General features: G+C 43.8%; 24 protein-coding genes and 3 pseudogenes. 13 read left to right on the forward strand and 14 right to left on the reverse strand.

The features are described 5' to 3' along the window. Positions 1 to 108 precede the first annotated feature (108 nt). Complete coding sequence (locus AVZ68_RS02900; protein ID WP_059103049.1) at positions 109 to 789, forward strand: Crp/Fnr family transcriptional regulator; 681 nt, start codon at positions 109 to 111, stop codon at positions 787 to 789. 341 nt (positions 790 to 1,130) lie between these two features. Here AVZ68_RS02900 and AVZ68_RS20095 read toward each other — a convergent pair. The 11 genes and pseudogenes from AVZ68_RS20095 to AVZ68_RS02950 all read right to left on the reverse strand — a co-directional run. Next, positions 1,131 to 1,422 (reverse strand): annotated as a pseudogene (locus AVZ68_RS20095) (transposase); the annotation flags it as partial. Continuing rightward, positions 1,413 to 1,695 (reverse strand): annotated as a pseudogene (locus AVZ68_RS20640) (transposase); the annotation flags it as partial. The pseudogenes AVZ68_RS20095 and AVZ68_RS20640, both read right to left, overlap by 10 nt. A gap of 314 nt (positions 1,696 to 2,009) precedes the next feature. Continuing rightward, complete coding sequence (locus tag AVZ68_RS02910) at positions 2,010 to 2,984, reverse strand: quinone oxidoreductase family protein (RefSeq protein ID WP_059103050.1); 975 nt, start codon at positions 2,982 to 2,984, stop codon at positions 2,010 to 2,012. A gap of 156 nt (positions 2,985 to 3,140) precedes the next feature. Then, positions 3,141 to 3,746 carry an RraA family protein gene (locus AVZ68_RS02915; protein WP_059103051.1) on the reverse strand — a complete coding sequence of 202 codons (606 nt, stop codon included), beginning with the start codon at positions 3,744 to 3,746 and terminating at the stop codon, positions 3,141 to 3,143. Between the two features lie 42 nt (positions 3,747 to 3,788). Further along, on the reverse strand, positions 3,789 to 4,856 hold the full coding sequence (locus tag AVZ68_RS02920) for an Ldh family oxidoreductase (RefSeq protein ID WP_059103052.1): 1,068 nt from the start codon (positions 4,854 to 4,856) through the stop codon (positions 3,789 to 3,791). A 75-nt stretch (positions 4,857 to 4,931) separates the two neighbouring features. Continuing rightward, positions 4,932 to 5,234 (reverse strand): DUF4387 domain-containing protein, encoded by a 303-nt coding sequence (locus tag AVZ68_RS02925; RefSeq protein WP_059103053.1) that lies wholly within the window; start codon positions 5,232 to 5,234, stop codon positions 4,932 to 4,934. Between the two features lie 18 nt (positions 5,235 to 5,252). After that, positions 5,253 to 6,611, reverse strand: coding sequence for an acyclic terpene utilization AtuA family protein (locus AVZ68_RS02930; RefSeq protein ID WP_059103054.1), 1,359 nt, complete (start codon positions 6,609 to 6,611; stop codon positions 5,253 to 5,255). A gap of 121 nt (positions 6,612 to 6,732) precedes the next feature. Next, positions 6,733 to 7,185 carry a tripartite tricarboxylate transporter TctB family protein gene (locus AVZ68_RS02935; protein WP_059103055.1) on the reverse strand — a complete coding sequence of 151 codons (453 nt, stop codon included), beginning with the start codon at positions 7,183 to 7,185 and terminating at the stop codon, positions 6,733 to 6,735. Beyond that, the gene (locus AVZ68_RS02940) at positions 7,178 to 8,668 is read right to left on the reverse strand and encodes a tripartite tricarboxylate transporter permease (protein WP_059103056.1); all 1,491 of its coding nucleotides are present in this window, start codon (positions 8,666 to 8,668) and stop codon (positions 7,178 to 7,180) included. The genes AVZ68_RS02935 and AVZ68_RS02940 overlap by 8 nt, the downstream gene beginning before the upstream one ends. A 75-nt stretch (positions 8,669 to 8,743) precedes the next feature. Then, positions 8,744 to 9,868: a type 2 periplasmic-binding domain-containing protein gene (locus AVZ68_RS02945; RefSeq protein WP_059103057.1), complete on the reverse strand. Its 1,125-nt coding sequence runs from the start codon at positions 9,866 to 9,868 to the stop codon at positions 8,744 to 8,746. 476 nt (positions 9,869 to 10,344) lie between these two features. Continuing rightward, positions 10,345 to 11,391 carry a LacI family DNA-binding transcriptional regulator gene (locus AVZ68_RS02950; protein WP_059103058.1) on the reverse strand — a complete coding sequence of 349 codons (1,047 nt, stop codon included), beginning with the start codon at positions 11,389 to 11,391 and terminating at the stop codon, positions 10,345 to 10,347. A 476-nt stretch (positions 11,392 to 11,867) separates the two neighbouring features. Here AVZ68_RS02950 and AVZ68_RS02955 point away from each other — a divergent pair, with 476 nt between their 5' ends. The 3 genes and pseudogenes from AVZ68_RS02955 to AVZ68_RS21005 all read left to right on the forward strand — a co-directional run bounded on the left by AVZ68_RS02955 (position 11,868) and on the right by AVZ68_RS21005 (position 13,018). Next, positions 11,868 to 12,104, forward strand: coding sequence for a hypothetical protein (locus AVZ68_RS02955; protein ID WP_059103059.1), 237 nt, complete (start codon positions 11,868 to 11,870; stop codon positions 12,102 to 12,104). 43 nt (positions 12,105 to 12,147) lie between these two features. Continuing rightward, positions 12,148 to 12,627, forward strand: a pseudogene (locus tag AVZ68_RS02960) (IS66 family transposase); the annotation flags it as partial. Then, a complete protein-coding gene (locus tag AVZ68_RS21005) occupies positions 12,584 to 13,018 on the forward strand; it encodes an IS66 family transposase (protein ID WP_082676269.1) in 435 nt (144 codons plus the stop codon). The pseudogene AVZ68_RS02960 and the gene AVZ68_RS21005, both read left to right, overlap by 44 nt. A 102-nt stretch (positions 13,019 to 13,120) precedes the next feature. Here the strand turns inward: AVZ68_RS21005 and tcuA are convergent, their stop codons facing one another. The 3 genes from tcuA to AVZ68_RS02980 all read right to left on the reverse strand — a co-directional run bounded on the left by tcuA (position 13,121) and on the right by AVZ68_RS02980 (position 16,792). Next, positions 13,121 to 14,668: an FAD-dependent tricarballylate dehydrogenase TcuA gene (gene tcuA / locus AVZ68_RS02970; RefSeq protein WP_059103062.1), complete on the reverse strand. Its 1,548-nt coding sequence runs from the start codon at positions 14,666 to 14,668 to the stop codon at positions 13,121 to 13,123. 103 nt (positions 14,669 to 14,771) lie between these two features. Further along, the gene (locus tag AVZ68_RS02975; protein WP_059103206.1) at positions 14,772 to 15,833 is read right to left on the reverse strand and encodes an isocitrate/isopropylmalate dehydrogenase family protein; all 1,062 of its coding nucleotides are present in this window, start codon (positions 15,831 to 15,833) and stop codon (positions 14,772 to 14,774) included. Positions 15,834 to 15,928: 95 nt separating this feature from the next. Next, entirely contained in the window at positions 15,929 to 16,792 is an 864-nt protein-coding gene (locus tag AVZ68_RS02980; RefSeq protein ID WP_059103063.1) for a LysR family transcriptional regulator, read from the reverse strand. A 183-nt stretch (positions 16,793 to 16,975) separates the two neighbouring features. On the opposite strand from AVZ68_RS02980, the gene AVZ68_RS02985 reads away from it, so the two are divergent. The 9 genes from AVZ68_RS02985 to AVZ68_RS03025 all read left to right on the forward strand — a co-directional run bounded on the left by AVZ68_RS02985 (position 16,976) and on the right by AVZ68_RS03025 (position 24,986). Continuing rightward, on the forward strand, positions 16,976 to 18,088 hold the full coding sequence (locus AVZ68_RS02985; protein ID WP_059103064.1) for a type 2 periplasmic-binding domain-containing protein: 1,113 nt from the start codon (positions 16,976 to 16,978) through the stop codon (positions 18,086 to 18,088). A 14-nt stretch (positions 18,089 to 18,102) separates the two neighbouring features. Then, positions 18,103 to 19,596, forward strand: a complete 1,494-nt coding sequence (locus AVZ68_RS02990) for a tripartite tricarboxylate transporter permease (protein WP_059103065.1) — start codon at positions 18,103 to 18,105, stop codon at positions 19,594 to 19,596. Further along, entirely contained in the window at positions 19,593 to 20,033 is a 441-nt protein-coding gene (locus AVZ68_RS02995; protein WP_059103066.1) for a hypothetical protein, read from the forward strand. Before AVZ68_RS02990 ends, AVZ68_RS02995 begins: the two co-directional genes overlap by 4 nt. 18 nt (positions 20,034 to 20,051) lie before the next feature. Next, positions 20,052 to 21,212, forward strand: a complete 1,161-nt coding sequence (locus AVZ68_RS03000; protein ID WP_059103067.1) for a 2-methylaconitate cis-trans isomerase PrpF family protein — start codon at positions 20,052 to 20,054, stop codon at positions 21,210 to 21,212. Between the two features lie 330 nt (positions 21,213 to 21,542). Further along, positions 21,543 to 22,607 (forward strand): amidohydrolase family protein, encoded by a 1,065-nt coding sequence (locus tag AVZ68_RS03005; RefSeq protein WP_059103068.1) that lies wholly within the window; start codon positions 21,543 to 21,545, stop codon positions 22,605 to 22,607. Between the two features lie 15 nt (positions 22,608 to 22,622). Continuing rightward, positions 22,623 to 22,979, forward strand: coding sequence for a Rieske (2Fe-2S) protein (locus tag AVZ68_RS03010; protein ID WP_059103069.1), 357 nt, complete (start codon positions 22,623 to 22,625; stop codon positions 22,977 to 22,979). A gap of 55 nt (positions 22,980 to 23,034) precedes the next feature. Next, positions 23,035 to 23,934: a glycine betaine ABC transporter substrate-binding protein gene (locus AVZ68_RS03015; RefSeq protein WP_059103070.1), complete on the forward strand. Its 900-nt coding sequence runs from the start codon at positions 23,035 to 23,037 to the stop codon at positions 23,932 to 23,934. 277 nt (positions 23,935 to 24,211) lie between these two features. Beyond that, positions 24,212 to 24,418, forward strand: a complete 207-nt coding sequence (locus AVZ68_RS03020) for a hypothetical protein (protein ID WP_059103071.1) — start codon at positions 24,212 to 24,214, stop codon at positions 24,416 to 24,418. A gap of 202 nt (positions 24,419 to 24,620) precedes the next feature. Then, entirely contained in the window at positions 24,621 to 24,986 is a 366-nt protein-coding gene (locus AVZ68_RS03025; RefSeq protein ID WP_059103072.1) for a hypothetical protein, read from the forward strand. Positions 24,987 to 25,146: the final 160 nt, after the last annotated feature.

Genomic DNA, 25,146 nt, shown 5'->3' on the forward strand with positions numbered 1-25,146 from the left:
CTAACCTTATAATATCTCAACAGTCTTTTTCTGTAAGATGGCTTACATTATGGCTGAATGAATTATAATAGAGTAAAGTAGCCAAGTATGCAGAGGAGCGCGATGAATATGGATAAACTATTTTTACTATCACAAATCAGTCTATTTGATGAGCTCCCTACGGAAGAACTGCAACTCATCGATCAAATGAGCGAAATGAAACCCGTTAAAAAAGGCACCCTCATTTTATCGCCTGAGCATCCAATTGAAGCCTTGTTTCTATTAAAAAAGGGGCAAGTCCGCTTGTATCGCATGAATGCACAGGGAAAGCAGTTTACGGTCGATATCCTCGTAGACGGAAACATCTTTGGCGAAACATCGACGATGACCTTAACTGATGACCAAATCTATGCAGAAGCGATGACAGAAACTTATCTATGTATACTAGGCAAAGATGAGTTTGAAACATTTATTGGAAAGAACCCAAAAATCGCTCTGAGGTTCATCAATATTCTCTCTACAAGATTAAACGAGCTCTATAGTTTAAGTGAAAAAATTGCGCTAGTTGATGTAAAATACCGGGTCCTTTATTTGCTTCTCAAGTTAAGTGAAAAAACAGGGCACCGAAAGCAAGAGTGGCAAACGATTGAAATGAAATTAACACATCAAGACATTGCTTACATGATTGGTTCAACACGAGAGACCACTAGCGCTACGATAAGCCAATTAAAGAAGGATGGTTTTCTAAAGAAAAGATTTCAACTAGCTATTCATGCAAGCAAAGCAAAAACAGCACTCGAAGCATTGTAAGTACCGTGAATCAGCTTCCCTTTAACGAGCCTACACAGTTCTCACACCAAAGCTGTCAGGTTAACGTTTGAGCATGTTTAACTCAACTTCCGGACAGAAGAAATACACCTCACCCCCAGGTATACAGGATCAGGGCGGCTGATCCTGGCAGAATCCAGACGAGAGGAGTGGGAAACCCGCGGGTTCCTCGAGGCCACTAAAAAACAAATGATTTTTTCTCGTAGGGTGGTTGATAAACCAAATAAACAGACCCCAAATTCCTTACTTAGGAAGCCGGGGTCTGTTTTTTGTTGATTTAGTATTGGAATGGGGGATTATTCCCCCATTACCTTGAGCATTCGTTAGAAGTTGACCGTGAATATCGACATGGCGCCTTGCAGCTCCGCTTAATAGACCCGGAGATGAGGCGGTTTCATACCTGTGTCGATGCTTGAGCTCACTGTTTTTCGGCTCAATCTTATAGCATGAATTTGCCTTTTCCTTGAAGTACTCCGTCTCTTCAAAAGCCATCTGTGCGGTGTGTTCAGGGGATTTAATCATCACTGAGTACGTTTTACTTTTGGCCCCTGCTTTGTAGCACCCTTCTTGGAATGGACACGTCTTGCATTTTTCTACCTCAAAGTAATAATGATCGTTTCACTCTCAATAATTCCCTTTTCCATGGCAATCTCAACGTTTTTTCTAATTAACAAGTCGAGGAGATTCACATCCTTGAGCCGCATTTCCGGAACTTCATTAAAGAACTCGGGTTGATGACCTCTTCTTCTGGTGCCATCCCCAAAAAATATTTATACAACATCTCCTACTTGGAACGCTCGACAAGGTCCACATCGGACAGGGGGTAGATCGGCTCAACACTAAATATTTAACCGGGTCAATGGCGGAACGCCCATAATTCAAGCTATACATCGCCAGCAGTGACAGTGTAATCCAGCGTTTGGATAACCAAGGGATCTCTTCATGACCAACAATGGCAAAAGGGACTGTTTTGCATTCATTCCTTATAGCACAGTGGGGGAGCATCCAAATCATCCTTTCGTATGGGGAGTGTTGGTACTAAATCATTACGATAGATGATTTGGATGTTCCTGTTTTTGTCTAATCATGTTCCCCATAAATTGTTACCGAATCATAATAACAATATAATAAAAAATTCTCAATTAGGAGATATCTGAATTCGTGGGTTTTATTTATCGAACCTGTTATTATATTAAGCCGGGTCACTCTCGTACACTTAATAAGATTTTCCCTGTACTTTTTCTAGACTCCAATAATTTATGAGCCTCACATGCATCTTCTAAAGAAAACTCCATGCCAATTTTAATCATTAGTTTTCCTTCTGACATGTATTTGAATACCTGATCTGCTGCTCCCTTTAAGAGATCTGGTCTCTCCTTTCGGGTCGTGCCCAGGCTGAATCCTAAGACAGATCGACAACTCGAATGGAGCTCTTTAGTTTCAAAAATGCCAACTTCTTCACTAGAATCACCAAAATGAACCAGTCTTCCATACAAGGATAAACAACTCATACTTTGTTCGGACACTTTACCGGACAGAGAATCTAAAACAATATTAACGCCCAAACCATCGGTCAATTTATTTACCTTACAAGGGAAATCCTTATATAGAATCACATGATCAGCCCCTGCTTCCTGAACTACTGAAAATTTACTTTCCTCACTAACAGTACCAATTACCTTCCCAGCACCCAGTAGTTTAGCCAGCTGAATAACAGTTGTACCTACTCCCCCAGCAGCAGCGTGTACAAGAATGGTTTCCCCGTTGCGTAGCCGTGCCACGTCATGCAAGAGTTTATAAGATAAAAAAGAAACTGTTGGGCACGCTGCAGCTGAAGTAAAATCAATATTGTCCGGAAGAGCAAAAGTTAAGGCTTCTTTTGCAACGACATATTCAGCATAAGAACCATTGTTAGGAAAGGCAATGACTCTTTGCCCAACCCTTAACCCTTTGACATGCTCTCCTACACGTTCAATCGTCCCTGCTGCATCTAACCCAGGTGTTATGGGGAAATCACCTTTGCCTTTCCTCCCATTCCTTTGTTTAACATCTGCGAAGTTTACACTTGTTTTCTCTACTCGAATAAGGACATCAGTCGAACTGATTTTCGGTATGTCTGTTTCTTTTATTTTTAATACCTCTGGCCCGCCAAAGTGATCTATAATAACACTTTTCATCCCTACCCATCTCCCTTTTTTTTGCAGTAAAATCATTGACAACCCAAAACCCCAATAAATCAACCTATTTCTACATCTTCATCGTTTCATTTTTTTAAGAAACTGTTGAATGGCGATCCTTGAGTACAAGGCATCATTATTATCAAGACAATTCATCTATTTTGCTAGAAAATCATTAAGATATTTTTCAACTTCCTCTACCTTGCCAGAAACTTTTTCTGCTCTTCTCAAATCAAAATCAAGTTTGTCTAATGATTTTTCCAATATATTATCCTCATCTGCCTGTGGGACGACAACAACACCATCTGCGTCTCCTACGATAATATCCCCTGGATGAACGGTCGTGCCACCACATGATATAGGAACGTTTATTTCTCCCCAACCTGCTTTTCCGCTTGCTGCCACCGTCGCTCCGTTGCAAAAAACGGGAAAACCTAATTGCTTTGTTCCTTTTATATCACGAATGGCTCCGTCTGTGACAATCCCTTTAATACCTAATGTTTGTGCTAAACCTATAATAAAGTCTCCCGCCACCGCACGGTAGGAATCGCCTTTTGCATCAATAACCAAAACATCTCCTGCTTCCGCTTCTTGGATAGCGCGCAGTACGGTTAAATTATCACCAACGGGCATCTTTACTGTAAAAGCTCTTCCCATGACTCTTTGTTCTCCATGCAAAGGTTTAATGGATGGATCCATATTATTGAGACCTTGCATACAATCTGAAATACATGTCGTTGGTATCTCCCGAAAGCAACTCATTAAAAACTCCCCTTAATCTTTGATTTTATATCCACGTTTAACTTAAGTTGTAACTACTTGACTTGCCGGTATTTTCACCTCATATTCATTCGATAAATCCACCATGACATCATAAATTTGTTCAGAGACTTTAACAGTACCTTCTTCTAGTTCTAGCTTTCGTTGCCATTCTATTTCCCCAGGCAACAAAATATCTTTGTTTTCATCAATTTTCGGCAGTGATTTCACCATATGAACCAGATCACCTACTCTTTGCTTAAAATGAGCAATTTCCATAAATTTCTCTACGTTTAAAGATAGAAATAAATGACCATTGTTTCTTTTTCCATCTTCTGCAACACCAGCATTTTGATTGCCAAAACCAGAACCAGTGAGGACCCCTGTTAATATTTCAATCATAAATGTAATGCCATAACCTTTATAATCTCCAATAGGTAATATAGCGCCGCCATCTAACGCTTCTTTCGGATCGGTGGTCGATTCGCCAAACTTGTTAATGGCCCACCCTAATGGGATAGACTCTCCTTTTGAGTTTGCAACACGGATTTTCCCCCGTGCTACGATACTATTTGCGATATCCATCGTAACTGGATAAGCGAAATTTGTTGGGACAGATATCGACCATGGATTATTTCCAAGCAAGGGCTTCAAACTCCCGGTTGGAGCAATTCCTGGTGATGCATTGGTAAAGGTGATGCCGATCTGGTTGTTTTGCGAAGCCATTTCAGTGTAGTAGGCTGCGGTGCCAAAATGCGTGCTATTTCTTACACCAACAACCCCAACTCCGTACTCGCTACTAATTTTTATGGCTTCTTGCATAGCATAATGACCGGCGACTGCGCCTAAAGCGTGATCCCCATCTATTAATTTCACAATCGAATCGTCTTTTATTTTATTAATCTTGGGTTGCGGGTTAATGTTCCCTCGTTTAATCTGCATAATATACGTGGGCAATCTAACAAATCCATGTGTAAATATCCCTTTTTTATCACAGTCAAGAAAGTTATCCATTAGAATACCAGCATGCTCTTTAGATACCCCATATTGTCTTATAACTTCCATTCCCATACTAATATAATCAGAACTGCTAACAATATATTCTTTTTCCACGTATGTTTCCTCCCTTATAGTTTCTAATAACCCACCACTACTTGACTTGTATTTTGCAGCCATGGTAATACTTTGCTATATATCCAGTTCTATAAGTGGACTATGTTGTTGCCCCCCGAATACATCCAAATCAAACCTACTACCTGCACTCACGTTCCTAGGAAAAGAAATCTTTATTGCTTTTGCTTGATCACACTCATAAATCTGAATTTGCTCTTCCCTTAATTGATACAACAATGCGATCTTAGATTTATTCAGCTTCCCAGATTTTTTCACTCGCTCATAGTGTCTATTCTCTTCAAATAGAATGTCAATCGTTAATAGAAAAGGACCGGCGTTTTTTGAACGAATTAGCCTTGCTAGACTACCTAGTTGCATATAGACCCCTCCACTTCATTAAATTTGAATATGATGAATTTCCACTAATTCCAGAGGATCTTGCAATTCAACCACATGATTAAGAGAAAACTCATAAACCTCTCCCATATCCGCGTCTGGGGGTGAGAACGGAAAAGCTATCTGACTGACTAAGCCTGACCACTCTTTAATCGGATGATGCAGCACTGTATGCCACAAGATTGACATGATAGAATTACACTTGTCAGGCGTTTGTGCAATGACATCAAATAATATTCCAACTTCATGACCAATAGCGTCCTTATGTGATTCCCTCTCTCCCATAACGCCTGATGCACCATATGTCCGAATGGATAAATCATATTCTTCTTTTTTTATCCCCAAACTTTCTTGTACTTTTTTGTTAACACTAGAAACCGCTTCTTCAATGAATTGCGACAGTTGCATTAAAACGAATGGATCTCTTATTCCTCCGATAGCGATACGCCTGTGCCCTATATGCTCAACTCCCTCCAACCGCGTGGTGTAGATATGACTTCTACTAAACTCACTATCAAACACATCAACACCTTTTCCATTCGATTCATACCGTGCAGCCTCTGTTTTCAGAGTTCCGTTACACTCTACCAATTGATAGGGGTTTTGATTTTCATACATAAGATGAGAGAGAACGCTCAGTGGCGTTACTTTAAACTGAGGATTCGGTGACTCTATGGTAAAATAGTTGTCGTGAATCATCGCTAATATTGAATCAGGGTGTTTTCGATTCTCCACACAACCAGCTCCACATTCAATTATCTTGGCGGCATGCCAAACCTTACCATCGCTAATTCCTTTTTGAATCGGGAGTGCTGAAAATATCGAAGTATCACTTGACCTTCCTGCAATGATTACTTTTGCGCCCTTATTTAACGCATCAATAATTGGTTCTGGTCCCATTTGTCCAACAACCCTTTTTAGCCGTCTGATTTGTTCTTCTCCTAAAGTTGGTGCATTTTCTAAAGGTTTAATTTTCCCTTTAGAGTAATACTCTAGTAGTAAGTCTTTATCGATTTCAGAATATATTTTCGCCATCGGGAAATGAAAATCTTCCTCTTCGGCAATCTCCCGAATAATATCAACTGTCCACTCTACTTGCTTATTACCACCTGCCGTACCTGCCGATCCAACAATTAATGGAATATCCTTTTCCACAGCCCCACGTAGCATTATTCCTAAATCCCTCTTCACTGATTCCTTGGAAGCCATGGAACGACCGCTTCCTAAGTAGTAAGGACCTGGATCGGTGGATCCGGCATCGCACCCAATCATATCTGGACAATTCTTCATTGCTCGATTAAAGCTTTCAATGGAAAAACCAGTTCCTAACATGCCTGACGCCGCTAACAGTGTTACCATTTTTTCAGCCCCCAATATGAAATATCAAAGCATCTATTAGCTCCAACACCTCTTCGTTTTGGTCTAAATGTTGCTTTACTGAAATACAAAATAACAGAAGGCCTTCCTTGACATTCGCCACTCAAATAACTTCATAAAGCCCGGTTGGCCAATAAGTCGTCATAAATTCTCTAAACAAAAAGATGATCCCAATTGCAATTAAGGTGAAAAAAACGCTTTTGAGCCAATTAAATTTCGCCTCAACTTTAAGAAACGAGATTAGAAATAACCCTGTGGCCACAACAAAACCTAAAGTATAGATAAGTATCAAATAGCCAATAATCCAAGCTACATAAAGAAGTGAGCTCTTCCCATTTACAGTGCTTGTTTCTTCCTCTTCCTCTGCAGGCACTGATTTCCTATTCTTTTGAATCTGTAGGCTCACATCAAGCACGATTAGACTTGCAGCGGCTATGCCTATATACATTGGATAATAGCGGGCGATTGGTTGAAACTCTAAAGACTCCCAAATTGCCCACGCAAACAAAGCAAACAACAGGCCAGAAAAGATGAAATAATAGCCTCTCTTAGTCATTTGATTTTCCTCCATTAAATAAGCTTAAAGATTTTAATCTGCTCATAAAAACAGTAGAGAATAATAGAAGCAATATTAGTAATCCAATAATCAAGACTATTGGATTCGTTAACCATGACCAACCATATCCAGACATAGACAGGTGAAGGTACCGTTCAGCAGCTGTAGATAAAACAAATCCTACAATTAGTGGGGCACGGGGCCACTCTAAATGCTTCATTGCCCATCCCATTAAACCAATTAATAGGAAAAACACTATATCGCCCCAATGTCTTGTGCTCTGATATGAACCAAAAATCATAATGACAATCAAGAAAGGAAAGAGTTTAACGGCTGGAACAGTGCTCAAAAGCGAAATCCGTTTAGCTAACATAAGACACAATAAAGCTCCGAAAATATTTGCAATGACTAGAGTCCAAACAATAGATAATGTAATAGGCAAATCCGAAGCCAACATGTTTGGTCCTGCTTCAACCCCAAGCATCACTAGGCCACCTAATAATATTGCAGTAGTCCCACTACCAGGAATAGAAAACAGCAAGGTTGGAATTAACGACCCACCTTCTTTTGCATTATTCGCACTTTCTGGAGCAATCACACCACGTATATCACCCTGACCAAAGTTATTGTTTTTCGTTGTTTGTTTAGCAACACCATAGCTTATCCAATCAACTACACTGCCCCCCAGACCTGGAATAAATCCTATAAATGATCCCAATACTGCACTTCTAAACATCAACCATCTATACTTGATCGCTGCCTTAATACCCTCTAGACGACTGCCTGATATTCCTACCTTTGAGATGCTACGCTTTTCTGAAACGAGTTGAATTATTTCAGGTAGGGCGAACAAACCGAGAGCAAATACCGCTAAAGGTATACCGTTGTACAAATATACCGTATCAAAAGTGAACCTATATTCGGGAGCCCCTGGGGCTCCCCCAATTGTACCTAGCATCATACCTATTAAACCGGCGACTACCCCTCTAATTGGTGCTTTACCAGCAAGAATACCTACCATACTGATACCCAGCAAAGAAAGCATGAATAGCTCAGGTGACCCGAAAGCCATAATTATTGGACGTCCAATTGGAATTGCTAAGAACAGCACAACTCCGGCAATGACCCCACCGATCAGAGAACAAAAGAAAGCTGCTCCCAAGGCCTTGGCACCTTGCCCTTGCTGTGTCAATGGATAACCATCTAGGATAGTTGCTTGAGAACCCGATGTCCCAGGAACACCAAGTAGGACGGATGGAAACGTGTCAGCAGTATGAATAACCGCTATCATCCCAATTAATAATCCAATCCCAGCTACTGGGTCCATCCCGTATATAAAAGGTAAAACCAGGGCCATACCTACAGGACCACCAAGTCCCGGAAGTATGCCTATTATAATCCCAATAAAAGTTCCAAGAATAATAAATATAATTCTTGAGGGGTCCAATACCAACGTTAACGCTTCTAGAGCAGTTTCTAGCATGAGCGAATCTCGCCTCCCAGATTATTTGGATGACCACAATATTATTGGAGCCATCCAAAATTGATGAGATAGGATTTATTCCCCTAAACCTGTAACATCATATTCCTTCTCCAGAAAATTCCGCACATAGTCTAAAGAGGTTTGATCAATCTCCTGTAGGTTTGAGACAGCATTGCTTAGCTCCTCTCCTACCAATGGATCATAGCCACCAAGTTGTTCTTCAGATTCATTCAAAAAATCAGGGTCTTCTGCTGCTAAACTTGCTCCTTCTCTTAATGCTTCAACTGCTTCTTCAGGTGCATCTTCATGCATCCAGAAACCTCTATGCAAATTATTAACTACACCAACAAAATCTAAGTAGGCATCCCAAGCTTCACCCGAAGGATCCTTACCATACATTTCCACATGTACTTCTTCTACAGTAGGAAGATCCGGTAATGCTGGATCTTCGATTAGGTTGTTATCATCATCCAAAAACCCAAGAGTGAAAAGTGGAACAGCTTCTTCGGCTTCTATAATAGGTGTCACATTCGTCAAATATGCTGGAACACTTTGGTAGTCAATATTTGATTCTCCTTGTTCAAAAGCAACACGAGAGGCTCCAGCTCCTTCATAACCAAAGATAATATTCATGTCTTCACGAATTCCTAAGACTTCAAGAGCTAGCAAAGTCATTACGTCAATACCAGTTGGTGTTGTTGCTGCCATTACCAATTCTTCATCGGGGTTTAACAGATCTGTTGGTTCCTCGACCCCTGTGGATGGAGAAGTGTATACGGCAACTCCTGTCGGGAACCCAACAACAGGTTGTAACCCTTGTAGATCAAAATCCACATGAGATTCTCCAATCAAGTAGGGTATTTTAGTAGAAGCACTGGTTGACAGGACGTTATAACCATCCGCCTCCCTTAAGTTAGCAAATTCATTAGCACCATTTACACTGCCGCCTCCCTCAATATTTTCCACTTGGAAGGCAGGGTTTCCTTCTGTATACTCAGACCAATATTCTGCAAATAACCGACTTGTAACGTCGGTCCCCCCCCCTGCGCTAAACGGAACTACTGTCTGGATAGTGTCACCGCTTTCATAAAAGCCATCAGTTGATCCAGCACTGGAATCAGAGGAGCCAGAGTTACACCCACAAATAAATAGAGCGGAAGACATTGAAAATATCATGCAACCTTTAATCCTTTTTTTCATAATTTAAAACCTCCATTTAGTGAAACGTTTAAATACAGTGCATTCTTCTTCCTAAAGACTGTCGGTATACGAACAAAGAATCGGCAACATATGCATTAAGACGGGCCTGCATGTCAATCGAAAAGTGATCAAGTACGTATCACTATTTTCGCGTTTTACTTTTAGCTAAATGCGACCATGGATCTCCAATTGGTTAGCTTGCATATCTATAAACGGCAACATTTTTACAATGACCTACTACTAGGCTTTGACCACTATCAACTCCTCCATAATATTACTTGATCAATGTTTTCCAATTTCTTTTTAATAACTGTTAGCGGTCTACTATTCAGTATTTAAACATTTAAATAGCAGCCGCTTCTCTGCTTTTTCACTCCAACGATGACATATGGGAACTCAACCACGGCTTGATTCCTTAAAGTTTTCTAGGCCTGTAAGATGGATGGTTTCATCAAGAATTCAGATTTCAATTCTAATTAAAACTTTAAATTAGAATTATAAAAAGCTGAATTCGGTTCCCATTCACAACCACAAGATTTGCGGTAATGTATTGTACATGGCAACACTACTTCCTTTATTTTCATATGGTTGTTTTCAATTGCTTCTAGTATTAATTTCAATGTATGGTTGGACATTTCCTCAATCGGCTGTGCTATACTCGACAAGGTTGGCTCTATCAATACACTCATACTTGAGTCACTAAAACCAATAACTGCAATATCACTCGGACATTTCACATCCATATTTTTCAATTGGAACATGAACCCCAACATCATTGTTGTCCCTGTAATGAACATCGCTCGTGGCGGTGTTTCCATCTCCATTATACATTTCGCAGCCTTCATTCCCCCTTCAAAATTGGAGCCTCCTTCAATCTCCCATTCAGGTCTATACCGAAGCCCATGTTTTTTTAATGCTTTTTGGTAGCCTGTTTTTCTTTCCCTTGATAGCCGGTTTGGCCTTTCACTGCCAATGATCAAACCAACACTTTCTATTTGATGGTGTGTATACAAATGGCTCGTCACTTCATAGGCCGCTTCCTCATTTCTTATGGCTACAAGACTTGCCTCAAGTCCTGGCACCTCTCTATTAATTAATACAATCGGGAAGCCTTGCGGAAGAATTCTATTTTTTTGTAATTTGCTACCTTTTGAAGGAACGATAATCAACCCATCTACTTTTTTTGACAAAAGTAATTTTATCTGTGCTTCTTCAATATCTGGATCGTCGTTACTTGTACAAACCATTACAGCATATCCCTCGAGCTGAGCTTTTTTCTCTATACTTTTAAAGATTCCAGAGTACACAGGATTATCAATGTAAGTTACTACCATTCCAATTGTCTTCGTTTCCTGTCTTTTAAGACTTCTTGCAATACTATTTGCTACATACCCAGTTTCTGCTATTGCTTCATAAACTCTACACTTAACCTCCTTACTGATTGGCTTGGTATTGTTAAGTACATAAGATACTGTAGCAATAGAAACATTAGCTTTTTCTGCAACTTCTCTAATAGTAGCCATAATTACTCATTTCTTTCTTTTCTCGTTTTTTATTAGTTAAACGGTTAACTAAAACCGCTTACTAATGAGTATATATAAATGACTTCAGTTTGTAAATAGAAAAATTCAAAAATAATTGGTCACGTAATAGGAAAGATAATAAGAAAGCTCAATACACTTAAATATACAGAAAAATTTATATTATTACAACTAACCGATAAAAATTTAGAGCATAAACACATGCGTGTTGATTTACCAGAATTAGATTATGAGGGACGGGCTTTAAGCTCTGTCTAACAGATAATACCCCTCACGCAACGAGCCCCGACTCCTCTACACAGAAGAAAGTCTCAATAGGTTTTACCTGTTGAGACTTTTGAAAGGGGGCTTCATAAACTTAGTTTAACAATAATTTTAACTACTTAGGTCACTTAATGTTTAGGATGCTACAAAACGGGTACTATCTACTAACTCAGTTTGGAAAGGAGATGTACACCATGCCCTACTCAACCAGGGAAATAGAGAAGATTAGTCAGGGAACCCCATCTGAGATTGCAACTGTGATCACAGACCTTGTATCCAAAGTCGAACAACTGGAAACCCGTCTGAAAGGGCTGGAGCGCCAAGTACGAACAGCAGTAAGCCCCCTAAAAGAAATGTTGTCCGAACTGCACAGCCAAACAACAGGCCTCATTTCCGGAAAACGTAAAAGCGCCGGTCCAGTACGGGAATAGCTTTGCTGCGTGGTGCGCTTAGTTACATACCTACCAACTTTTACCCCTTGATCGAATAAGTCAGCTTTTTGAAGACATGACGGGCTATCGTCCAAGTGAAGCCACACTTCTCCACTACTTGAATACCTATCATGAAAAGCTTGAACCCATTGAGACCTACATTCAACAGGAAATTTTAAAAAGCGATGTCCTGCCTGCCGATGAGACTGGTATGCGTATTGAAAATCAAACGCAATGGTTACATACAGTAAGCAGTTCCAATTGGACCTTGTATCACGTTCATGAAAAACGAGGAAAAGAGGCCATCAACGATCACGGCATACTTCCTAGCTACGAAGGGATTCTGGTTCACGACTGCTGGGCAAGCTATTTTACAACAGATTACTCATTTGACCATGCGTTATGCGGGAATGCCAGGGGATCATCGACTATGATGGCCACCAGTGGGCGGCAGATATGCAAAACCTCCTTCTGGAAATATGGACAGAGACCAAGCAGGCCAGAGAAGCAGAGATTCCAATAGAAGCCTCCAAAGTTTCCGCTTGGAAACCCGTTACGACATCATTTTAAACCAAGGGGAAAAGGAGTGGCATATACCGCCTGATCCCAACGCTCCCATTAAACGCGGGCGAAAGAAAAAAAGTAAGGGTGAAAATCTGGGCGAACGTTTTCGACTTCACAAAACCGCAATTTTGCGGTTTATTCGAGATGATCGTGTCCCTTTTGATAACAATTTGGCAGAGCAGGATCTTCGAATGATGAAAGTGAAACAAAAGGTCTCCGGGGCTTTCCGCACCCTCGAAGGCTCCGAGCGATCTTCGCGAATCCGCAGCTTCGTTTCCACTCTCCGAAAACAGAAACGTAAGGTACTTACCTCCCTTATCGCAATCCAATCTGGAAAGTTCCTCTTTTAGACCTACCTAAGTAGTTACAAATAATTTATCCTTTAACAAAAACCAAAAGAAACTGCTTAATCTTTCAATAATCAAAAAAGACGTCAAATCGAGGACTCTCCCTTAGTATGTTCTATCACTATCTAAATTTTGACCTCCTACCCTTACTCCCTCTTGCTCCCTCCTCTTCACAAAGCGCGCCGCAGATTCCCCAGCTAGCTTGCCAAAGACTGCCCCTGACATTAAACCGGAGCCGCCAGGGTAGTTATGATAGAACAAACCACCAACCATCTCCCCTGCTGCAAAGACGCCTGGAAGAGGTGTTTCTTCTTTATCCAATACCTCGCCTTCTGGGCTGACGTGAATGCCGCCAAAGGTGAAGGTAATTCCACATGTGACAGGGTAGGCGTAGAATGGCGCTTGTTTGAACCGTAGTGCCCAGTTGGATTTTGGCGGGGTGACTCCTTTCGTGCTTTTGCCATCTTTGATGCCTGGGTTGTAGTCGCCTTCTTGAACGGCTTGATTGTAGGTTTCGACCGTCTCTTTGAAAGCCGTTGTATCAATTCCCATCTTCTCTGCTAGTCCGTCAAGCGTATCAGCCTTGAGGCACGTTGCTTCTTCTAGGTCGTACTCTGTTCGTAAGTGGCTGCGAACTTGCGCATCAAACAGTTGAAACGCTTTTTGATTCGGTTGTTTGAGCGTTTCTTTGCCGTATTTGGCGTATGTGTAATTGCGAAAATCTGCCCCTTCATCAACAAAGCGCTTTCCTCCAGTGTTCACGATTAAGCCAAGTGGATACGAGGATTTTTTGTAAATATCGCCTGGCTTCGCGTAGTCACCGACACGGGGCGCCTCGTAATCTGTTGTGTGCGCATGGCACCCAGACCAATCGCCGTATGCTTGCGCTCCGATGGCGAGCGCCATTTCCAGTCCGTCGCCTGTGTTGTATTCACTTCCGCGCACCACCGCCTTTTCCCACTCTTGGCCGATATGCTCCATCCGCTTTTCTGTGTTTGCTTCAAAGCCTCCACACGCCAGAACAACCACTTTTGTCTTCACTTGAAGGTTAGTTCCATCTTTCTCGACAACAACAGCGCTCGCTTTTCCACCCTCTGTCTGGATCTCAATCGCTCTCGCTCCATACCAAACATCTACCCCAAGCTCTATCGCACGATTGAAAAGAGTTTCAATTAAACCAATGCCTTTTCTCTCTGTTTTCATAGGGAGACCTCCCCAGAACTGACGCTTGCCTTGCTCAACGAAGTATTGGTTTTCATTGAGTTCAAAGACAACGCCTTGCTTATGCATCCATTGAATCGTTGGAAATGATTCAATGACAAGCTGCTGTGCAAGTGCTGGATCACTCTTGCCTTTCGTTACTCTTTTCAAATCATCCATAAAATCCGATTCTTGATAGGTCGGCATTACCGTCCCTTGAATCACTTCATCCGTCAACTCCGGAATCACCGATTGCAGTCCATAGATATCGTTGTACGCGCATCGAATCGCTCCATCGGTGAAAAAAGAGTTTCCGCCTCGCTTATGCTCTGGTCCTTTCTCCAACACAAGCACCTTTGACCCGTTTTCACTAGCAGCAATCGCCGAGCAAAGCGCTGCATTGCCGGCCCCAACGATCACAACATCTACGGTTGGTTCTTCTGTAGCCCTCATTCCCTACACGCTCCCTTTAATTCGTTTTGTCTCTTTCAGTGTAGAGAAAAACAAGAAATAAAGGAAATATCATTTTTCTGTCGTTACTCATAAAAATATTTTATTACAAGGATTTGATAATGGCTTGGGCAAACTCCCTTGTCCCTGCTTCCCCTCCGAGATCTCTCGTTCGAACACCCTGACTCAACGTTTTTGACACAGCTTCCTCAATGCTCGCACTCATTGCGCCTAGGTTCACATCATCATGACGCTCACCAAGCCAATCGAGTAGCATCACAGCCGACTGTAGCATGCCCATTGGGTTGGCAATATCCTGATTCGCGATATCCGGGGCAGAGCCGTGAGCCGCCTGCGCCATGGCGTAGGTATCATTGGCATTAATGGAAGGAGCTAGTCCTAAACTACCGACCAACTCACCTGTCAGATCAGAAAGAATATCACCAAACATATTCTCCGTTACGACGATATCAAAATCATGAATACGGCGAACGAGGTGCGCGCACATGGCATCAATGTGGTAATCATCCACTTCCACATCCGGATACTCTTTGGCCACTTCCTGACAAACACGAAGAAAGAGCCCTGTCCCAAGGCGAATCACATTTGCCTTATGGACAATGGTCACTTTCTTGCGGCGGGTTCTTGCTTTTTGAAAGGCGGCATGAGCAATGCGCTCGATTGCCTGGCGGGTAAAAACACCGGCCGTCACCGCGACATCGGTTGTCACCATCCATTCGCCTACTCCCTGATACATGTTGCGATCCACGTAGAAACCTTCTGTATTCTCCCTGTAAATGATGAGGTCAGCGTCTTGAACAAGGCCTTCCACGAAAGGGCTCGATTTCGCGGGACGGATATTGGCATACAAATCGAACCTATGCCTTAGCTCTCCGCTTGGATTGCGTATTGCCTTATACCGTTCTGGGTAGGACGCTGAATCATGGGGACCTAATAGCCAACCATCGCACCCGGTGAGTGCAGTGATCGTCGACTCCGGCATCGGTTGTTCATTTTTCTCAATCGCCTTAAATCCCATTGGTAAGGGCACCCACTCAATTTTAACCTCTTTCTTTTTTGCTGCAGCTTCAAGCACGGCCGTCGTTGCTTCGATAATCTCTCTTCCAATTCCATCCCCAGCTAACACACCTAGTTTATAGCTTCGCATGTGATCCATCCTTTCCTGCCTCTCTTTTAGCTTAGCGAGCGAGCTAGTTGTTTGTAAAATACTCTCTTTTTCTCAACTGGTATAAGAAATTTTTATTATGTGTCTTTCCAGTCCTTAATGTACTCCTTAAAATGGGAAACGACTGCTAGATTCGATGTCTGATTACTACACAGTAACCAGGTTCGTCGTAAGACCGGTTCTCCATTTGTATAGGACAGAGGCTTTATGAAAAGTTCATCCCTAGCAGAAAGCGAGATTTCAGGAGCAATTGAATAACCCAACCCTTGTTTGACCATTTCTTTACACGTTTCCAATCGATCAAGTTCCATTTCTGTATAGGGTGGTTCTTCAAAGCGATCACTCCACCAGCTTTGAATTGTATCTCGCAACGAGCTGTCCGTGCTGTAGCTTAAATAAGGCTGTTTTGGAAGGCTATCCAGATTAATCGTGTCTTTCGAAATTAGAGACAGCTGTTCTACTCCTAGCAAATGTTTCTCCCCGGACCATGTATAATCACTGCGCAGAATGCCAACATGAACCGAAGAGTGCTGAAGAAGCTCAAGTACTTGAGTGCTCCAGCCTGTCCGTACTTGAAACCGTACATCCGGATACTTTGTTGAAAACCCCTTCAACACCTTTGGAAGTAAGTACTGAGCGTAGTTGCTGGATGCACCAATCCGCAACGTGCCACTTACCTTGTCCTGAATGTTGGCCAGGTAATCTTTGGTTTCCTCCAGCTTATCGATCATCTGCCGTGCATAGGCTACGAGGTATTCACCTTCGGATGTGAACTCGATGCCTTTCTTCGTCTTAAAAAATAGCGGTACCTTGAATTCTTCTTCAATTCGCTTTAGCCGATAGCTGAGTGAGGGCTGTGACACAAAAAGCTTTTCGGCCGTGCGCGTGATGTTCTTGTGGATGTAAAGAGTATTGATCAGTTGCCAATCTTTTTGGTCCACAAATAATCTCTCCCTTCTTCCTTTATTTGCCTCACTCTTCTTTACGCCAAAGAAGAGCGAATTCCTCCCCACTTTAGAGGGGTTATTAACTATTTTTATCGAAATTTATAGAATAATGCTATTTTACTTATGTGTTGGAATCGCTTACAATCTGATTCAAGATATTCTACAAGAGGTGAGACGATGAATCGAACATGGCTTTGTACAACTTTCTGTGCTTCTTTTATTCTTCTAGCAAGCTGCAACACGATTGATGCAGATACAGAGAACGAGGCTTCAGAGGGCGCTGTTTATGAAAATCAAGAAATTTCGTTTGTCGTTCCATATCAAGCTGGTGGTGGAACGGACGTGTTTGCTCGCTTTATGACACCATATTTCAGTAGTCATATCGAAGGAGAACCTCGCGTCCAGGTCGAGAACATTCCTGGAGGTGGGAGCATCACCGGCACAAATGAGTATTCCCTGTCACGGGAGCCTAATGGGTATAGTATTTTAACCACCAGTGCCTCTACACATATCCCGTTCATTCTCAATCAGCCTTCTGTGCAATATGATCTACGCGAGATGACTCCGGTCATTGGCGCTCCTACCGGCGGAGTTGTTTACATGGCTCCAGAATTTGCCGAGCAAGGCATGGCGGGGCTAGCCGAAAGTACAAATGAGTTATTTTACGCAGGCATCTCCCCGACAGGGTTAGACCTTATCACCTTGCTGTCCTTTGAAGTCCTTGATATGGACGTAAAAGCGGTGCTCGGCTATGAAGGTAGAGGTCCTTCGCGTGTAGCTTTTGAACAAGGGGAAAGCAACATCGATTACCAAACAACCACTGCGTACAACCAGAATGTTGAACCGCTTGTTGAAGAAGGGTCGGCTGTTCCGATGTATAGCTTCGGACAAATCGACGAGAATGGCGACCTTGTGCGTGACCCCCAATTTCCTGAACTGCCAACGATTGAAGAAGTTCACGAAAGCATCTATGGCACACCACCTAGCGGGCAGGCTTGGGAAGCCTACATGCAATTCGTAGGTGCTTCTTTTACCATGCAAAAGGTCATTTGGGTTCATGGCGACGCTCCCGAGACGCATAAAGAAGTCCTAGCCAAATCCATGGAAAGCTTGATTGAGAATGAGTCTTTCATTGATCAATCGGAAGAAATTCTTGAGAATTATGAGCCATTTACCGGAGGTGAGTTGCAAACCCGTGTCGATGCCATGCTTGAGATGTCTCCAGATACGCTTGATTGGGTTTCCGAGTTTCTGCTTGAAACATATGACGTAGATATCAACAAACTGTAAAGGAGGGGCTGCATATGCTCGAAGCTGCTTGGGAAGCGTTGCTCGTTGTGCTACACCCATCAAGAATCGGCTTTATGTTTCTAGGAATATTCATCGGCATCATTGTCGGACTTCTTCCAGGTTTGAGTGGGACAGTAGGAATGTCCTTGCTCCTTCCATTTGTGTTTGGGCTTGATCCTTTTGTAGGAATGGCGCTTTTAATTGGGATGGTCGCTGTCGTTCATACCGGCGATACCTTCCCTTCCATTCTTTTTGGTATACCCGGATCATCTGGGTCTCAAGCGACGATTATGGATGGCTTTCCCCTTTCAAAGCAGGGGCAAGCCTCTCGAGCCATGGGAGCTGCTTTCTTTTGCTCGATGGTGGGGGGCGTCATTGGAGGTCTTGCCCTCTATTTGACCATTCCATTTGCAAGACCGCTCATCACTGCCTTCAGCTCACCCGAGTTATTTATGCTGACGATGCTTGGACTCAGTATGGCTGGGCTGTTGGCTGGAAAGTCGCCGATGAAAGGCGTCATCTCTGGTTTACTTGGGTTGTTAATTGGTTCGGTTGGCAGTGCACCTGCTGTCGCTGAATACCGCTACACATTCGATTCACTCTATTTATCTAATGGTCTGTCTTTACCCGTCGTTGCGCTTGCAGTCTTTGCCTTCCCAGTAATGATCACGATGCTGACCGAAAAAGGAAGCATCGCAAAATCAGGACAATTAAAAAGCGGCGTTTTAACAGGAGTCATGGACGCCCTGCGCAATAAGTTCCTTGTGTTTCGCAGTGCCGTTTTCGGGGCGCTCATCGGGTTCGTCCCCGGACTTGGCGGGAGTGTCGTTGATTGGATTGCCTATGGAGCGGCACAAAAAACGGTTAAACAGAACGACTTCGGGAAAGGTGACATTCGTGGAGTTATCGCCCCCGAAAGTGCCAACAACGCCAAAGAAGGCGGCTCCCTTGTCCCCACTCTCCTTTTTGGCATCCCGGGATCAGGAACAACGGCGATCTTGCTCGGCGGACTGACGCTTATGGGTCTTGAAGCAGGGCCACGCATGCTGACAAGCGAATTGCCTTTGACGTTATCGATTGTTTGGACACTTGTATTTGCCAATATTTTTGGTGCGCTTCTCTGCATGATCCTTATTCGACCAATTTCAAAAATTAGCATGGTACCCGGGGAAAAAATCGTCCCCTTCTTGCTTGTTCTCCTCGTCGTTGGTGCATATCAGAGCAACTTTTCCTGGGGTGATTTAATTGTCTTTGTCATCATCGGTCTGCTCGGATACGTAATGACAATTCTCGATTGGCCTCGCCCGCCTTTACTGATTGGTTTTGTTCTTGCTCTTTCCGCAGAGCGGTATTACTGGATTTCTATCGAGCGTTACGGCTGGGAGTGGCTAAGCAATCCGCTTGTTATTACGTTGGCTGTAATCATTCTCTTACTTCTAACAGGTGGTACCATCATGAAGCGCTTTAGTAAAACGATCGAATCAAAGGGAGGAGAGATTTCCTCATGAATAAAGACATCTTAAATGTACTATTCACCGGATTTCTGTTCGTGCTCTTTTCTCTGGCTGCCCTTAGTGCACTGGAGTTTTCGAGGCTTGCTCAGTTTTTCCCATTGTATGTCTCCGTTGCAGGAGCTGCTTTTTCTGGCATTTACTTTGTGATGCAGCTTATTTGCTATCTACGGATTCGTGATGAAGAAGGGAAGAATTTTTTCTTCTTTGGAAAACCGTTTCGCTACATTGCCTGGTTTCTTGGCTATCTCGTACTTATCTACCTTTCCGGTTTACTTGTGGCAACGACCGTTTTCCTCTTCACCTTTCTCATCCTTGAATCAAAAGTTACGTTCTTGAAAACAAGTTTCTCCGTCGCTGCTGTCTTAGGGATGCTGTCGATTGCTAGCTCTTTGCTTGGTATCTATTGGCCACAAAATGTTCTTGGACTGTAAAAAAGGAGGAGAATTGCAATGAGAGAATTTGAACGTATACGCGCTGCTATTATCCGGGGAGGAACAAGCAAAGGCGTCTTCGTTTTGCAAAACGAACTGCCTTCTGATCCCGACATTCGAGATCAAGTAATCCTTTCCTTATATGGTGGGGACGATGCCCGGCAAATTGACGGCTTGGGTGGAGCAGACTCCTTAACAAGCAAGTTTGCGATGGTTCGCGTCTCCCCGAGAGAAGATGCTGATGTAGAGTATACATTTGGTCAAGTGGGCGTCGGCACCGGGACAATTGATTATAACTCCAACTGCGGAAACATACTCAGTGGTGTAGGCCCCTATGCGATTGATGAAGGCTTAGTGCCAGCTAAAGAGCCCTTTACAAACATTCGCATATGTAATACAAATACCAACCGAGTGATCGAAGCTCACGTCCCTGTTGTCGACGGTCGCGCTAAATCGACCGGAACTTTTCAAATTGACGGCGTCCCGGGCGCTGGGGCAAAAATTTTGCTGAACTTCCTCGATGCTGCTGGGGCGAAAACGGGCGCTCTGTTTCCAACCGGAAAGCGTAAAGAAATTCTTTCCTGTGGCTTGGGGGACGTTGAAGTCAGCGTGGTTGATGCCAGCGCCCCTGTGGTCTTTGTTCATGCTCGTTCTTTAGGGTTAACGGGCACAGAGCAACCTCACGAGCTCTCCGCTGTTCATCTACACCAGCTCGAAGACATTCGCTCAACGGTCGCCGAACACCTCGGTTTCGTGGAAACAGCCCAGCAAGCGACGACACGAACACCCGCCAGTCCAAAGGTAATCCTCGTTGCTCCGCGTATCGCTTACCAAAGCAGCACAGGCGCTACCATTGACAAGGAAGATATTGATTTCGTCAGTAGAGCGATGTCCATGCAAAAAATGCACAAAACCTTTCCAGTTACAGGTGGCCTCTGTACAGCTGTTGCTTCCAAGCTGAAAGGAACCATCGTTAACGAATGTGTAAAACAAGAACACAATTCAGAAACCGTCCTCATTGGTCATCCATCCGGGAAAATGGAGTTCTCTGTCAATGTGAACGACACCAATGACCATGTCACCATTGAAAGAGCCGCCGTCGCTCGCACCTCCCGTCGGCTCATGGAAGGCTTTGCCTATACCTCAGCCGATTTGTTTTGGCATGGATCAGCAGGGTGAGTGAACGCATTTTCGGTCAGCACTTAACCGCACCATGTAGCTGGTGCGGTTAAGTTATTTTGTATGCCGAATTTATGTTGCGCTTCCCCTTTGTCGAGTTCTGCACCTCTACTGATCCGCTCAGGTTTTTTACTTGTCATTCATCTTTCCCGACATCTCCCCACCTCATCAATCTGAAAAAATATAAAAAACGCTCACTGGCCTTCACTGACTCGCACTGAGCGAGGAGAGCTTGGCTCTTCCCCCTTCAGCGCATTTGTTCGCAGACCAGCCCCTGTGCTAGGATTTAAAAATGTCTATATCAATTGAAATCAACTAGGGGGAAATGCCTTGTCTACGACAAAAAAGGGAATAGGCCTCATCGATACCGATATTCATGAACGGGTCAGTTACAAGGATCTACTCCCTTACTTAGAACAGCCGTGGCGTCGCTACATAACGGATTGCAACTGGACACAGGAAAAACATATGCCTTATACACAGCCGGCCGTCGCCGGTGTCGACCGGGCAGATGCACGCGTTCCGGATGGGCGGCCTGCTGGTTCGGACCTTGGCTTTATGCAGGAGCAACTGCTGGATGAGTGCGGCCATGAATATGGAATTCTCACAGGAGCGCTTGATCCTTCCCCGTCCTCGATGCATGGATGGTACGAAATGGCGACCGCCCTTGCGAGTGCCTACAATGATTGGCAGATTGAAAACTGGCTTGAGAAGGACCCTAGACTGTATGGCTCTGTCCATATTGCCGCCCAGGATCCAAAAGCCGCCGTTCGAGAAATTGAACGAGTGGGGGACCACCCGAAAATGGTACAGATCTTGTTGCCGATCGATGATATTCTATGGGGCGATCCTTTCTATCACCCAATTTACGAGGCGGCTGAGAAACATCAGTTAATGATTGGTATGCATCACAATGAGCCTCCCGTTCATTTCGGGAAATGGCCAAGGTATTTTATTGAGTGGCACACGCTAATCCCCACCGCACACATGAATCAAGTAACGAACATGATTTTCTCAGGGGTGTTCGAAAAATTCAACAACTTGAAATTGATGATGATTGAAGGCGGTTTTACATATGCCCCATTTTTGATGAGAAAAATGGATCAGCAATACAAAGACTTGCGTCATGAAGTCCCGTGGGTCAAACGTATGCCCAGTGACATTGTCAGGGAGCATCTCTGTTTCACGACTCAACCGCTTGAAGAGCTCAGGCAGTGGGAACTGATGCAGATGCTAGAGCAAATGGGAAGCGACGAAATCATTGCATTCTCCACCGATTATCCTCACTGGGACTACGATTCCCCGGAGCGAGCGCTACCGCCACGGCTTGATGAAGAGTTAAAGAGAAACATCTTCTCTGAAAACGCCCGTCGTTTCTACCCCAAACTTCGATAGAAAAGGAGAATCACGATGCAAAAAGTGATATGCCAGACGGACGATCTTGCCCCCGGTGAGATGCTTGAGGCAGAGTTTGATGGGCGACCAGTGGTCATTTGCCGCGCGAGCGACGGAGAATTCCACGCATTCACGAACCTTTGTCCGCATCAAGGGGCCCCTCTTGGGAAAGGAAAGTTGTGCGGGGCTCCCGAGCCGACGGACCAGATTGGTGAGTACAATTATCAAAACGAGGGAAACATTCTCCGCTGCCCTTGGCACGGGAGAGAGTTTCATATAAAAGACCACGGCCGCATGCTTGCCAATCCAAAGTACAAGCTACGGGAATACAAACTACGCGTGGAAGATGACACCGTTACGTTGTATAAATGAAGAACGCTATATTGATCTGACCATCTGGACAAAGACAATGGAGGTTACTTTTTTCATGAATAGGAAGTATGTATGGAGTGGAATGGTATCGATTGGAATCGCATCCGTATTAGCAGCTTGCGGAGACGAAAGCACGGATGCAGAGAATGAGGAAGGCGGTGTCGGCGAACAAGTTGACTACGAGATCATCGGCATTGATCCCGGTACAGGCATTATGGATTTCACAGAAGAGGCGTTTAGCGAGTATGACTTAGGCGAGGAGTGGGAGCTTGTTACGAGTTCGGACGCCGTCATGACTGCCACGCTCGCAGATGCAATTGAAAATGAAGAGCCAATCATCGTCACAGGCTGGGAACCGCATTGGAAGTTTACGGTTCATGACCTAAAGTTCCTTGATGACCCGAACCTTGTATACGGTGAAGACAATGACGTACATACACTCGTGCGCCACGGACTCTCTGAAGACCTTCCTGGCCCGTATCAGTTGCTCGACCAATTTCAATTTGAGTTGGATGAGCAGCAACAAGTGATGGAGTTCATTGAAGTAGAAGAAATGGATCCAGAAGAGGCCGCCCGCCAGTGGCTGGAGGAAAACCCTGAACGCGTGGAAGAATGGACAGACGGTGTCCAAGAAGGCAATGGGGAGGCCGTTGAGCTTGTTCTCGTGAACTGGGCAGATGCAGAAGCTGCCACCAATATGGCAAGCGTCATGCTTCAAGATCTCGGTTATGAGCCGACGCTGACAGAAGTCACCATTAACGCCATGTACGAAGCCCTTGCTTCTGAAAGTGCCGACGCGATGCTCGCTTCCTGGCTCCCATCTCAGCAGCACATTTACGACGACTACGAAGGGCAATTTGAGGACCTTGGACCGAACTCAACGGGGACGAGAATCGGCCTTGTCGTTCCTGAGTATATGGATATTGATTCGATTGGGGATCTGAAAGAAGAGTAGTGGAACTGCTCTCTGAACGAAGAAGTAGTGGGAACAGCGACCGATATGCGCAGGTCGCTGTTTTTTTACCCTCCATGCTCGCGAACACCCAGTCATAGTGGGGTCTAACCCTCAAAGCTTATACGGCTGTGATTATGGCGGGAAGAGCAGATGCGCAGTCAAAAAAGTGAAAATTATGTAAGCAGCGCAGAATGAAATACCGGGATTAACCTCTCTTACATAGAATGGTATAATAACTTTAAATAATGCACATACCCTCTAATAAGGTGGTGTATGTGTGCAAAAGCAATTGAAGGGTGGAAAAAACATGACCGTTGTAACACTCTCTTCCATTCAAAATGAGGTTAAGAGAAACTCAGAGGCTAATAAAGATAAAATTGCTGATTATATTCAAGAAATTGAGACCAAAGGGTTACGCAAAGGACGTGTACGACCCAGAAGCAAGGAAGAAGAGCAAATCCTTTCGCGTTTCAAGAGAAGGTAAGAATGGAATATTGATGAGGCCCGTGACATAATAAACAACCAGAAGCACAACAATTCAAAATTTGAAGCTATGATTCAGACCGCGTCTGTTCTCACTGTTTTATTAGAGCCACACAACATACAGCCTATTGTTGTTGGTGGCTTGTCGGTGGAAATATATACCGAGCAAGACTACTCAACAAGAGATATTGATTTTGTAGCCGATGGATATTCTAAAATATCAGATACTTATGAATCTAGGCTTCCAAAAACAAGGAAAAGATTTTTTCCATAAAGAAGCTGAAATAGCAATTGAAATTCCATCCAATAGCCTAGAGGGTGACTATGAAAGAGTTTTCAAGGTCGACCTTCAGGATGGAAAATTTATCTACCTTATTGGCAGAGAGGATATCATCATGGACCGATTGCGAGCAGCCGTTCATTGGAAAAGTGAAGAAGACTCTAAATGGGGTTTTCAGCTTCTTGCTCGAAACCTAGCGCAAGTCGATAAAGATTACTTATATGACCGGATAGAGACCATGGAAGAGGAAACCCTTCTAACTGAATGGTTTAATAGACTGAAGAGATGACAAGCTTCCATGTGTGCAGGCATTTAGTGTAACGAGAGAGCAGCGCGTTTCCCGTCACACACCGCGCTGCTCCTCACTCGACAGGCTCCCTCTTCAGATACAGTGATCGCATCAACGTACACTCTTGTTCTTCTTTGCTCCGAAGAAGCCGTTTTCCCTT

The sequence above is a fragment of the Shouchella shacheensis genome (genome assembly GCF_001484965.1).
Taxonomy (GTDB): Bacteria; Bacillota; Bacilli; order Bacillales; family Bacillaceae_D; genus Shouchella; species Shouchella shacheensis.